The organism is Photobacterium phosphoreum (assembly GCF_002954725.1).
Lineage (GTDB): Bacteria > Pseudomonadota > Gammaproteobacteria > Enterobacterales > Vibrionaceae > Photobacterium > Photobacterium phosphoreum.
The window spans coordinates 1,834,215-1,847,059 of sequence record NZ_MSCQ01000001.1 but is presented as its reverse complement, the minus strand read 5'-3'; the positions used below and the strand labels follow the sequence as shown (position 1 = coordinate 1,847,059).

Annotated in this window: 11 protein-coding genes; 4 read left to right on the top strand and 7 right to left on the bottom strand. The window is 39.2% G+C overall.

Translation table 11 applies throughout. From position 1 onward, the window contains the following. Positions 1-75: 75 nt before the first annotated feature. Positions 76-753: an NAD(P)H-binding protein gene (locus tag BTO21_RS08020; protein ID WP_045027715.1), complete on the bottom strand. Its 678-nt coding sequence runs from the start codon at positions 751-753 to the stop codon at positions 76-78. A 177-nt stretch (positions 754-930) separates the two neighbouring features. Between BTO21_RS08020 and BTO21_RS08015 the strand changes: the two genes are divergently transcribed. Both BTO21_RS08015 and BTO21_RS08010 read left to right on the top strand, forming a co-directional pair. After that, positions 931-1,584: a YecA/YgfB family protein gene (locus BTO21_RS08015; protein WP_045027716.1), complete on the top strand. Its 654-nt coding sequence runs from the start codon at positions 931-933 to the stop codon at positions 1,582-1,584. Then, positions 1,584-2,009 (top strand): (deoxy)nucleoside triphosphate pyrophosphohydrolase, encoded by a 426-nt coding sequence (locus tag BTO21_RS08010; RefSeq protein ID WP_045027718.1) that lies wholly within the window; start codon positions 1,584-1,586, stop codon positions 2,007-2,009. Before BTO21_RS08015 ends, BTO21_RS08010 begins: the two co-directional genes overlap by 1 nt. Before the next feature lie 91 nt (positions 2,010-2,100). Here BTO21_RS08010 and dsbB read toward each other — a convergent pair whose 3' ends face one another. After that, the gene (dsbB, locus tag BTO21_RS08005; protein ID WP_045027720.1) at positions 2,101-2,613 is read right to left on the bottom strand and encodes a disulfide bond formation protein DsbB; all 513 of its coding nucleotides are present in this window, start codon (positions 2,611-2,613) and stop codon (positions 2,101-2,103) included. Positions 2,614-2,754: 141 nt separating this feature from the next. After that, entirely contained in the window at positions 2,755-4,344 is a 1,590-nt protein-coding gene (nhaB, locus tag BTO21_RS08000) for a Na(+)/H(+) antiporter NhaB (RefSeq protein WP_105026759.1), read from the bottom strand. A 517-nt stretch (positions 4,345-4,861) separates the two neighbouring features. Between nhaB and fadR the strand changes: the two genes are divergently transcribed. Further along, the gene (fadR, locus tag BTO21_RS07995; protein ID WP_045027723.1) at positions 4,862-5,713 is read left to right on the top strand and encodes a fatty acid metabolism transcriptional regulator FadR; all 852 of its coding nucleotides are present in this window, start codon (positions 4,862-4,864) and stop codon (positions 5,711-5,713) included. Positions 5,714-5,799: 86 nt separating this feature from the next. Here the strand turns inward: fadR and BTO21_RS07990 are convergent, their stop codons facing one another. From BTO21_RS07990 to BTO21_RS07980, 3 genes are all read right to left on the bottom strand, one after another. Continuing rightward, a complete protein-coding gene (locus BTO21_RS07990; protein ID WP_065193505.1) occupies positions 5,800-7,329 on the bottom strand; it encodes a SpoVR family protein in 1,530 nt (509 codons plus the stop codon). Between the two features lie 108 nt (positions 7,330-7,437). Next, a complete protein-coding gene (locus BTO21_RS07985) occupies positions 7,438-8,709 on the bottom strand; it encodes a YeaH/YhbH family protein (protein ID WP_045027726.1) in 1,272 nt (423 codons plus the stop codon). A gap of 26 nt (positions 8,710-8,735) precedes the next feature. Beyond that, positions 8,736-10,670 (bottom strand): PrkA family serine protein kinase, encoded by a 1,935-nt coding sequence (locus BTO21_RS07980; RefSeq protein ID WP_045027727.1) that lies wholly within the window; start codon positions 10,668-10,670, stop codon positions 8,736-8,738. A gap of 553 nt (positions 10,671-11,223) precedes the next feature. Between BTO21_RS07980 and BTO21_RS07975 the strand changes: the two genes are divergently transcribed. Beyond that, positions 11,224-11,604 carry a VOC family protein gene (locus BTO21_RS07975; protein WP_045027862.1) on the top strand — a complete coding sequence of 127 codons (381 nt, stop codon included), beginning with the start codon at positions 11,224-11,226 and terminating at the stop codon, positions 11,602-11,604. Positions 11,605-11,651: 47 nt separating this feature from the next. Here the strand turns inward: BTO21_RS07975 and BTO21_RS07970 are convergent, their stop codons facing one another. Further along, on the bottom strand, positions 11,652-12,527 hold the full coding sequence (locus tag BTO21_RS07970) for a D-hexose-6-phosphate mutarotase (protein WP_045027729.1): 876 nt from the start codon (positions 12,525-12,527) through the stop codon (positions 11,652-11,654). Positions 12,528-12,845: the final 318 nt, after the last annotated feature.

Below are 12,845 nucleotides of genomic sequence, written 5' to 3'. Positions count from 1 at the left end.
GGTGTTTGCTCTACTCTATAAATACGCTAAGGGGCGAGAGTCTAGTGCGAGTTGGATAATTTGTCATCTTTGTTTTTATATTGAGCGTAGATGATGACCCGAAATAATGGTGATAGGTTGTAAGTGGTGCTTATCACATGCGATGGCCATTTTGACCATACTTGTAGCAACATCTTCTGCTGGAATTGGTGTGAAGTGTTTCAGCGGACCAATCATCATTGGGTGAATAGTTTCAAATATCCGTTGAATAGCCAGTTCATCTTTACGGGGTTTATTACGCTCACCTTTGAGTGGACCTGGGCGAACAAAAACACAATGCTCAAACGCTAATGCTGTTAATGCCTGCTCCATTTTACCTTTACAGCGTAAATAATGAGAGGGTGAATGTTTACACGCACCTAAACTTGATATGACAATCAGGTGTTTTACACCAATATTTTTCATGGTGATAGCGACATTTTTGACTAAATCAACATCAATATCTTCAAGCGCTTGGTTACTGCCTGCTTTTTTTTTGGTGGTGCCTAAACAAATAAAACCATATTCAGGTACTGGCTGCTCGTTTTCCCAAGCAATAATACGTAATTGACTGTCTATAATTTGATGTAATCTCTTACTATGAAAAGGTAATGGGCGACGAGTCAGGGCGTAGATATTATTAAAACGAGGGTGATCGAGTAATTGATGTAATAGCTCAGTACCGACTAAGCCGCTGGCCCCAGCAATAATCGCATTCAGTGAATGGGGTGACATAAGTGTATCCATCATAATAAGTCAGAGACTATAAATAGCGTATTTTTATCTAATTTGCTTTTAAGTGCATCAAATTTCAATCATTGGGGGGATTTATGGTGCAGTAATGGCTGTTGTCACGCATATTCGACGTATAATATCGCTAAAATGAATCAAAAGAATTAACTAGGACATCGAATGAACACATTAATGACGCTACCATCACACTGGCAAGGTATGTCAGCTGCTTTTATTGAAGGCGCTTTATTTGCTGCAAACGCTAACCCAAAGCCAATGGAGCCAGAAGTGTGGTTACCCGTTTTAATGAATGGTGGCGGTGATGATGTTGCTGTAGTGATGGTTGATGATGCAGATAAAATGCCGATTTTTAATCATTTTGAAATGCAATATCGCATGGTAAAAGCGGGTGAATACCAATTACCCGAGAGTTTGATTTGGCAACAAGATGGCAGTAATCAGAGTGCATTACGTCAATTTGCTGAAGGATTCTTAGCAGTATGGATATTCATTGAGCCGAATTGGGAAGAGCAAACTGTATCAGATGGCACTATGCGAATGTTGTCAGCATTATTAACCACTTTAATGTTGTTGGAGGATGAAGCCGAAACGTTAGCTCAAATGGAACAAGCGGGCATGGTTGGTATGCCAGCGCCAAGTGAGTTGTATTCACAATTACCGTTGATGCTAACGGAAGTGATGATGGCTGCTGATCAATTGCAAATTGGTTCAGGCGCACAGGCAATTAATCCATTTAAAGGTATTGGACGTAACGATCCATGCGTGTGTGAAAGTGGTAAAAAATTCAAACAATGTTGTGGTAAAACGTTGTAATGTCAGCAAGTAAGCTACGTTTGATTGTGGTTGCTGGTGTGATTGAAAAGCAAGGTGATTATCTTATTGCACAACGGTTTGATAATGCAACACAGGGTGGTTTGTGGGAGTTTCCTGGTGGAAAAATTGAAGTCGGTGAGACTCCTTCTCTGGCGCTTGAACGTGAGTTATATGAAGAGTTGGCTATTCGAACCGTAACTGGGCTATGGTTAGCTGATAGCGTATTTGATTACGGAGATAAAATTGTTGAGCTTAAAGGCTATTTATCCCATTGGCAGCAAGGTGAGATTCAATTAAATAGCCATCAACAAATGGCATGGGTTTCATTGGCACAATTAGGAAATTATCAGTTTTGTGCTGCTGACTATCCTATTATCACAGCGTTACATGATCATATTGCGTTGAAGAGTCACACTGAAGTGTAAAATTATTGATGTAGCGTAGATTGCATGATCAAAAAAGCGAAGCATTGAGCTTCGCTTTTTTATGTTTTATTTTCTATTCTGATGCGGCAATTTAACGCTTGTTACCAAAAAATTGTGCGATAACCATCACTGCCCATACTATAAGGTTGGCAGCAAAAATAATTACTAGCCATTGTGGCATTGAGAGGTCAAGGAAGGTCCATACCACTTTGGCACAATCACCATAGGCTTCAAACATCCATGGAACCCAATGGTTTAATGGTGCCCAAGAAGGGAACGATACAAATAAATCACAAGTAGCAAAGGGTGACGGATTAAATTGAAAACCGACATGTTGGTAGGCCAATTCTGCGCCACGGAACGCACCATAACCCCATCCTGCTAAACCTAACCAGCGAAATACGCTATTTTTAGGTGCGAGTAGACCAATTAGAGCGGCAATACCAATCCCCATCATCGCAACACGTTCATAAACACACATTACACAGGGTGCGAGTTTCATGACATGCTCGAAAAAGAGCGCAGAGCTTTCAAAGAAAATAATGGATAGTAGTAGTAACAACCAGGCTAAACGTGTTTTTGAAAAAGAATTAAGCACTTGCATTATTGGTACTCTAATGACTAACTGGATAAAACAAAGCCCTGAACATCAGGGCCTTGAAAATGTATACGGTACTTATTAACGAGTGTTATTCAATCATAGCTCTTGATATAAGTAAATCGTCATTAAGTGGGTTCGGTTATTTTAATGGCCAACAGCTGGCGCTAATGCCGCCGCATCGATTGCTCCTTGAGTTAACCAGCCCATGCTATAGAACCAATCTGTCATTGGTACCAATAATAATTCAATACCCGCTAAGCCGACAAATGTTAATACGATAGTATAAGGTAAGGCCATATACACCATACGTCCATAAGAGAGACGAATAAGTGGTGCTAGCGCAGATGTTAATACAAATAAGAAGGCTGCTTGACCATTGGGTGTCGCTACAGAAGGTAGGTTTGTACCAGTATTAATAGCAACAGCTAACATATCAAACTGATTACGATCGATGACACCATTGATTAATGCGGTTTTAACTTCATTGATGTATACCGTACCGACAAAAACGTTATCCGATACCATCGATAATAAGCCATTAGCAATATAGAACATCGTTAATTGCGAGCTACCTTCAAGGGTTAATACCCAACTGATAATCGGTGTAAATAATTGTTGATCAATAATCACCGCAACCACTGAGAAAAACACCGCTAATAAAGCCGTAAAAGGTAACGCCTCTTCAAAGGCTTTGCCTAATGCATGCTCTTCGGTGATCCCCGTAAATGCTGTTGCAAAAATGATGACCGTTAAACCAATTAATCCTACAGCGGCTAAGTGCATCGCCAGACCAACGATAAGCCAAACCGCAATAATGCCTTGGACGATAAATTTTGCATAATCAAGGTTAGTACGGCGTTTGCGCTCTTCGTTATCTAAATCAACCAAAATGGTACGAACATTGTCAGGTAGTTGGGCACCGTAACCACAAACTTTGAATTTTTCAACCAATGCACAAGTACAGAGGCCACAAATAAAAACAGGGATGGTGACGGGTGACATACGAATAATAAACTCACCGAACTGCCAACCCGCTTGGTCGGCAATGATTAAGTTTTGTGGTTCACCGACCATCGTCATTACACCACCAAGTGCGGTACCCACACCGGCATGCATTAATAAGCTGCGTAAAAAGGCGCGGTAGTTTTCAAGATCATCACGGCTGAGGTCTTGAACATGATCATCATCGGTATGATCATGGTTCGTATTAGGATCTTGTCCTGACGCAACTTTATGATAAATGCTATAAAAGCCAACCGTTACGCTAATTACCACAGCAATAACGGTTAGTGCATCAAGAAATGCGGATAGAAAAGCCGCCATGACACAAAAAGCGAGAGAAAGCAGTGTTTTAGATTTAATGCTTATTAATATTTTGGTAAAAATAAACAGTAACAGTTGCTTCATGAAGTAGATGCCAGCGACCATAAATACCAACAGTAATAATACTTCGATATTTGCTACAAGTTCGTGTTTCACTTGTTCAGCACTGGTCATACCGATGGCAACGGCTTCAATAGCAAGTAAACCACCAGGTTGTAGGGGATAACATTTAAGCGCCATTGCCAGCGTAAAGATAAACTCTACAACGAGTAACCAGCCAGCGACAAAAGGATCGACGAGAAAGAAAACCAAAGGATTAATGATAAGAAAAGAAATGATTGCAATCTTGTACCAGTCAGGTGCCTTCCCTAAAAAATTTTTAATAAAGGCATTCCCTAGCGATATAGCCATGTTTAAATCTCTTATTATTAGTGCAAATTGAAGGTATGAAATGGCACTAATTGCTTGCTAGCACTAATCAACTGCTAATTAATCGCATCATGCTAAAAATTTTCAGTGGTGATAAGCTCTTTAAGATAAACACCATAAATAACCAATGATGATATTTAACTTAAAGCAGGCAGCAGCATCCATTTGCTCCCAGTTTGTTAATGACAACTCTACTGATTGAATTTTATTAGTCAACCGTATACACATATATGTAAAGTTATCATGACATTTTCATCACAAACTGAGGGTGATACCTAAGACATTAGCGTGATAATATACAGAATTCTGAAGGCTAAATATTGCTTCATGATAAAATAATGCAACTATATCGGCCTTTATAGGTATAGATGGTTTATTTTTGTACATATCTATCTGCTTAGTGTCAGACTTGTGTACTAGATTTCAGCTATTGAACAACTAGTGGTATGATGAGTGTTAATAAATAACATAAGCAAGAAGCGAATTGGATTGAACTTAGATGGTTATTAAGGCTGATAGCCCAGCGACGTTTGCTGAGAAATACATTATTGAAAGTATCTGGAATAATCACTTTCCTCAGGGCTCGATTCTTCCTGCTGAACGTGAACTTTCAGAACTTATTGGCGTAACGCGAACAACATTACGTGAAGTATTACAGCGTTTAGCGCGAGATGGCTGGCTAACGATTCAACATGGTAAACCGACCCGTGTAAATAATTACATGGATACCTCAGGTTTAAGCATTTTAGATACGTTAATCACATTGGATGGACAGGATGTCCAACGAGTATTGGCTGATTTATTAGCGGCTCGTACGGATATCAGTAGTGTTTTTATGCGCTATGCTGTCAAAGGTAATCCAGAAAACTCCAGCGAATTAATTCAACATGTTATTGAATCATGTCAGCGATTATTAGCGGCTGAGAGTTTTGCTGAGTTTATTGAAAATAGTGACGATCGATTACAGTTACTCCAAGAAGTAAAGAAAATCGTTGATAAATACGGTAAGAGTGATCCTCAGTTATGTGAGGAAATTTGTCGAGCACGCGCTTTTAACTATTATGATTACCGCTTATTTCAAGGTATGGCCGGGAAATCAGGTAACACGCTTTATGTGCTGACAATAAATGGATTACGTAAGATTTATACTCGCGTTGGCGGCTATTACTTTATGAATCCTGAAGCATGCCAATTAGCACTTGATTTTTATAGTGACTTACAAGCATGTTGTGATGATCATCAAGCAGAATTAGTCGCGGATCGTATTAAAAAATATGGCCGAGAAACTGGTGCGATTTGGTATACCCATCGCGTTAAGATCTCTAAGTATTTATATGAAGAAGAACAGTAATAGTCACTGTTTTTTGAAATAATTAAAACGGGGAATCAACGTTATGTTGGTTCCCCGTTTTGTTATGGGTGCTTTTTATTTCTGTATTATATATCAGTATTATATTGTGTATTGGCAGGGCAGGTTGCAATAATTTTCCCTCGACCATCAGGCAATTCTTCTTCGAGGGTAACGTTAAAGCCCCATAGTCGATGTAAATGTTTGATGACCTCAGTATGACTCTCCGCGAGAGGGATACGGTTATGAGGAATATAGCGTAATGTCAGTGAACGGTCTCCGCGTAAAGCGACATTCCAAACTTGTAAATTAGGCTCATTATTACTGAGATTATATTGTGATGATAATTTTTCACGAATAGCGCGATAGCCTTCTTCGTTATGGATTGCACTGACTTCGACATAGTTATGGCGATCATCATCGTTCACCGCAAACAGTTTAAAATCACGCATTAACTTCGGTGATAAGAATTGACTAATAAAACTCTCATCTTTAAAGTTTTCCATCGCAAAATGTAATGTCTCAAGCCAATCAGATCCTGCAATATCAGGGAACCAATATTTATCTTCATCAGTAGGGTTTTCACAAATACGTCGTATGTCTTGGAACATAGCAAAGCCTAATGCATACGGATTAATTCCGCTGTAATAGGGGCTATTATATTCCGGTTGGGCGACAACGTTAGTATGACTGTGTAGAAATTCCATGATGAATCTATCAGTGACTAACCCATCATCATAAAGGTGATTCAAAATCGTGTAATGCCAAAATGTTGCCCAGCCTTCGTTCATTACTTGGGTTTGTTTTTGGGGGTAAAAATATTGACTAACTTTGCGAACGATACGGACTAATTCTCGCTGCCACGGCTCAAGTAATGGCGCGTGTTTTTCAAAGAAATACAGAATGTTTTCTTGAGGATCAATAGGAAAACGTTGCTCTTCATGCACCGCTTCTTTTGCTTGGTGTTGTGGAATGGTTCGCCATAACGAGTTTACTTGGGATTGGAGGTAATCTTCTCGGGCTTTTTGGCGTGCGGTTTCTTCAACTAACGATATTTTTTGAGGTCGCTTGTAGCGATCAACGCCGTAATTCATAAGTGCATGACAAGAATCGAGTAATTTCTCTACATCATCAACACCGTACTTTTCTTCGCATTCAGTAATATATTTACGAGCAAATAACAGATAATCAATAATAGAGCTAGCATCAGTCCATGTTTTAAAAAGATAATTGCCCTTGAAGAAAGAATTATGTCCATAACAGGCATGCGCCATTACGAGGGCTTGCATAGTAATGGTGTTCTCTTCCATTAGATAAGCGATACAAGGATCTGAATTGATCACGATCTCATAGGCTAAGCCCATCTGACCATGTTTGTAGCCTCGTTCTGTTTCAATAAAGCGTTTACCAAATGACCAGTGGTGGTAGTTGATCGGCATACCGATACTGGAATAGGCATCCATCATTTGTTCGGCAGTGATAACTTCAATTTGATTTGGGTAAGTATCAAGGCGATAGTGTGCAGCTACACGTTTAATTTCAACGTGGTATTGTTCAAGTAAATCAAAAGTCCAATCTGGTCCATCACTGAGTGGTTTTGTTGTTGTCATTATTGCCATCACTCAATCTCCCCATGTTTGTCCACTCGTTGACTGATAAGTTGGCATAAATCGGCACAAAGTTTATGACTGTGCCGATTATGTTTCTTACCATGGAGTGGCGTTAATTTAACTGACTTGTTTTTTAAATAATTCCCTAAATACAGGAAAAATATCATCAACAGTTTTAATGTTTTGCATTGCAAAATTTTCATGGCTGCTATGCAAAGCCTCATACTCTCGCCATAAGGTTTGGTGTGCTCGGCGAGTAATTTCAATGTATGAGTAATAACGTGTTACCGGAAGTATGTGTTTATCCAGTAATTCACGACAGCCTGGAGAGTCATCAGCCCAATTATCGCCGTCTGATGCTTGTGCTGCATAAATATTCCACTCTTCAGGGCGATAGCGTTGTTTAACGATGTCATGCATCATTTTTAATGCACTAGAAACTATCGTGCCACCGGTTTCTTGAGAGTAGAAAAACTCATGCTCATCCACTTCTTTGGCTTGGGTATGGTGACGAATAAACACCACTTCAACATTTTTGTAAGTACGGTTTAAAAATAAATAAAGTAAGATATAAAACCGTTTAGCAATATCTTTGGTTGCTTGATCCATTGAGCCTGATACGTCCATTAAACAAAACATAACCGCTTGGCTTGATGGTTGTGGGCGACGCTCGTAGTTCTTATACCGTAAATCAAACGTATCAATAAACGGAGTACGATTAATTTTTTTCCGTAGTCCATCAATTTCTTGTTTAATCCGTTCTTCTTCAAACGGTTGAGCTGGTTCAGTTGTAAATAATAGTTCAAGTGCTTGTTCAAGCTCTCGTACTTTACGACGCTTACCAGCTGTCATTGCTGTTCGTCTTGCGAGTGAATTTTGCAATGACTTTACGATGGCAATATTTGACGGTACGCCTTGTGATTTATAACCTGCCCGGAATGTTTTCCATTCGACAAGCTGATTAATCGCATTTTTTTGTAAGTTCGGCAGTTCTAAATCTTCAAATAATAAATCAAGGTATTCATCTTTCGATATTTGGAAGACAAAATCATCTTGACCGTCTCCATCAGGACTTGCTTGACCTTCTCCCGCGCCTCCTTGACCGCCACCACCTTGTGGACGTTCAATGCGATCACCAGGGCTAAATTGGTCATTACCTGGGTGGACGACTTCTCGTTGTCCACCTTTACCTTGATGAAATATTGGTTCGCTAATGTCGCGAGAGGGGATGGTTATATCCTCACCACTATCGACATCAGTAATCGAACGTTTATTTACTGCGTCAGCAATAGACTCTTTGATCCGCTGTTTATGACGACGTAAAAAACGTTGGCGATTGACGGTGCTCTTATTTTTACCGTTGAGCCTTCGATCAATAAAATGTGCCATAGTATCCCCCCTTTGTTGTCAGTTGGTTACGACGACTTACGCACGCGTAAGTACCATTCAGACAATAAGCGAACTTGTTTACGGGTATAGCCTTTTTCCATCATTCGAGCGACAAAATCATCATGTTTTTTCTGCTCATCGGTTGAGGTTTTTGCATTAAAGGAAATAACCGGTAACAGTTCTTCGGTGTTTGAGAACATTTTCTTCTCAATCACAGTGCGTAGTTTTTCATAGCTGGTCCAATTTGGATTTGTACCTGCATTATTGGCACGTGCACGAAGGACAAAATTAACGATTTCATTACGGAAATCTTTTGGATTACTGATGCCCGCTGGTTTCTCAATTTTTTCCAGTTCGTTATTAAGTGCAGAACGATCAAATAATTGGCCAGTATCGGGATCTCGGTATTCTTGATCTTGGATCCAGAAGTCAGCATAGCTTACATAACGATCAAAGATGTTTTGGCCATACTCTGAATAAGACTCAAGGTAGGCTGTTTGAATTTCCTTACCAATAAACTCAACATATTTAGGGGTTAAGAAGCCTTTAAGGTGTTCAAGGTATTTCTCTGCAATATCTTGCGGGAATTGTTCACGCTCAATTTGTTGTTCAAGCACGTAGAAAAGATGAACGGGGTTAGCCGCAACTTCAGCATGATCAAAGTTAAATACCCGTGATAGGATCTTAAAGGCAAAACGGGTTGATAATCCATTCATACCTTCATCAACACCGGCGTAATCACGGTACTCTTGATATGATTTTGCTTTAGGATCGGTATCTTTGAGTGTTTCACCATCATAAACCCGCATTTTTGAATACACGCTGGAATTTTCAGGCTCTTTAAGACGCGATAGCACAGTGAAACGCGCTAAAATCTCTAGGGTACTAGGTGAGCATGGTGCTGATGATAGCTCACTGTTTTGTAATAGTTTTTCGTAAATACGCATTTCTTCAGAGACACGTAAGCAATAAGGTACTTTAACGATATAGACGCGATCTAAGAAGGCCTCGTTAGTCTTATTATTTCGGAATGTTTGCCATTCTGATTCATTTGAGTGCGCTAAAATCATGCCATCAAATGGTAATGCAGATAACCCTTCGGTACCGTTATAGTTACCTTCCTGTGTCGCCGTCAATAATGGATGCAGCACTTTTAATGGTGCTTTAAACATCTCAACGAATTCCATTAAGCCTTGGTTAGCTTTACATAAGGCACCAGAATAACTATAAGCATCAGGGTCGTCTTGAGAGAAATGCTCAAGCTGACGAATATCAACTTTACCGACTAATGATGAAATATCTTGATTGTTTTCATCACCGGGCTCAGTTTTAGCTATACCGACCTGATCAAGAATTGAAGGACGAACTTTGATCACTTTAAATTGGGTGATATCACCACCGAATTCATGCAGTCGTTTGGCTGCCCATGGCGACATAATGCTATTAAGATAGCGCCCAGGAATGCCATATTCATCTTTAAGTAGTCCGCCATCTTCTTGTTTATCAAACAAACAGAAAGGATGATCGTTTACAGGGCTACGCTCACCATTGGCTGTGAGAATATAAATAGGCACTTTTTGCATTAAACTTTTTAGCTTTTCAGCGAGGGATGATTTACCACCACCTACTGGACCTAATAAGTATAAGATCTGTTTACGCTCTTCGAGCCCCTGTGCTGCGTGTTTAAGGTAAGACACAATTTGTTCAATGGCTTCTTCCATGCCATAAAAATCTTTAAAGGTGTCGTAACGTGATATGACGCGGTTTGAAAATAAGCGACTAAGATGTGGATCTTGTGCTGTATCTATCATTTCTGGCTCGCCAATAGCCATTAGAAGACGCTCTGCTGCATTGACGTAAGAACTTCGATCGTCTTTACAGATATCAAGGAATTGTTGTAATGAAAGCTCTTCGTCTTTAGCTTCTTCGTAGCGCTGACGATAGTGGTCAAAAATACTCATAGTATGCCCCCTGAATCGTTCTTATATTTAAGAGTAACTAATGAAAAACATGATGTTTTTGCATTGCTTACTTACTTAAGCCTAGTCTGAACTTATCACTTTGTATTGCAGAGTTACTGATTGGTAAATAAATATCTTTTGAAGAATGAGAATATAACTGCCGATTAAATAACCGATATCAATCACTATCCTTGAATTACTGGGGTTTCGCAAGTTAAATTGTTGCAAAAATTATTTATATGTGTTTGTTTTTTATATTTTAATTGATGGTTTTATCACTAGGTTTAAAATGCTTATATTTACATTCTTATTGGCTCTTATATCTGGTTAATTAGCAAATTTTGAAGTAATAATTCAAAATTTATGTTCATGGTGGTTTTATTGTGTTTTTTTGTCATTAGGGTATTTTTTTGCTCTGTCTTAGGTTCAAGAGTAAATCAAAAATTGTAAGAATTTACGCCAGAAATTTTGTTTTTTTTACAAAAGTGTTGCTGCTGACTTAATCTCAATAGGTGATGTTTGATATTGTTTTTAAAATGTGGAGCAAGATGCTATGGCTATTTGTCGTGTCGATACGGTATCGATTCCTGTCTCTGATCAAAATCAGGCGCTGCAATTTTATCGTGATGTACTAGGTTTTGAATTGATTAGAGATCATGCTGAGAGTCAACAAACACGATGGGTACAACTGGTACCTAAAGGGGCAGAAACGACGATCAGCTTAGTGAAACCATTTGCAGGAATGGAGGCGGGAGGTATACAAGGTTTGGTGGTTCAAACCTATGATATTCAATCAACGCATCAGGAACTAACAGGTCGAGGGGTTGCGTTGTCTGAAATTATTACGATGATGGAAGGGCGATTTGCGACTTTCAATGATCCCGATGGCAACGGTTGGGTACTGATTGAATCAACGGGCTCTATGCTGGCATAACGTCACTAGCAAGCTGAAATAACTTACTAGTGATCCGTTGTTTTACATTAGCGTTGAACGGCAATACGAGTTGAAAGCGTATGTGTTTGTCCTGGCTGTAATTCTATGGTTGGAGTATGAATCGTTGATTCTACACACACCATGGTTTCAAAGCTGTTATTTGCCATGTCACCCATGTTAATCGATAACTCTTGCCAAGGATTCCAAATAACAGCTGCGTTATTACCTTGATTCGTTACTAAAATAGTACGTTGATTATCTTGGTCATTAATTGTAATTGTTGGCTGAGGGTGAGTATAAACACGATCAGTTTCAGTATTGAATGTTAAGGTATCATTACCATGACATATTTTTCCTGCCTGAGTACTATCTAAATATTCAGCGCCCATGCCAGTAACTGAAACGGCATTGATATCAGCAATGTTAAAGTAAGTGTGTAATGCACCCCCATATGACCAAGGATGAGTATCAGTATTGGTTGATGTTAAGCTAACATTAAGTTCAGCACTCATTTCAAACGTCATTTGATTATGGAATTTATGCGGCCAAATTGAGCGTGTATCTTGGTTATCTTCAAGGGTTAAAGTAACAATAACACCGTTATCATTTTCACGGTGTTGTGATAACGTCCATTCACTCGTACGAGCAAATCCATGTGATGGTACTGCGGCTTTACCAAACCATGGCCAGCAGACTGGAATCCCGCCACGAACTGCTTTTGTTATATCAAACTCAGCTTTTTCGCTCAACCAGATCACATCTTTTTCACCGGCAGGTTTGAACCAAAGTAAATGACCACCATGAAGTGAAATTCCGGCTTCTACCATTGGGTGAATGACACGAATAACCTTCACGCCTTGATATTCGCATACGGTAACAGCATCAGATAATGCATTGATTGTCGAAAGTTGACGTAAATCCATCTTCTTTTCCTTAATGTGAGGTGGCGAAAGCGCCCATGTTTATGTTTTTGGCTATATACAGGCTAAAAATATAAACATGAAAACTTATTTTTCGTTTTAAAGTATCAAAGAATATTAAGATTTATTTGTAATTTTTGTGACATTTTTGATCGTTATATTTCATGGGCTAGGAATAAGAGGTGTGAATTATTGGTGTTATCACATGTGAGTTTATAATCATGAGTGACTATACTGCATTATTAGCTATATTTTAGGTATAAAAAAAGCGACACCCTTAAGCGTCGCTTCTTACTATCTGCTTTCAAAGAAAGTCAGCTA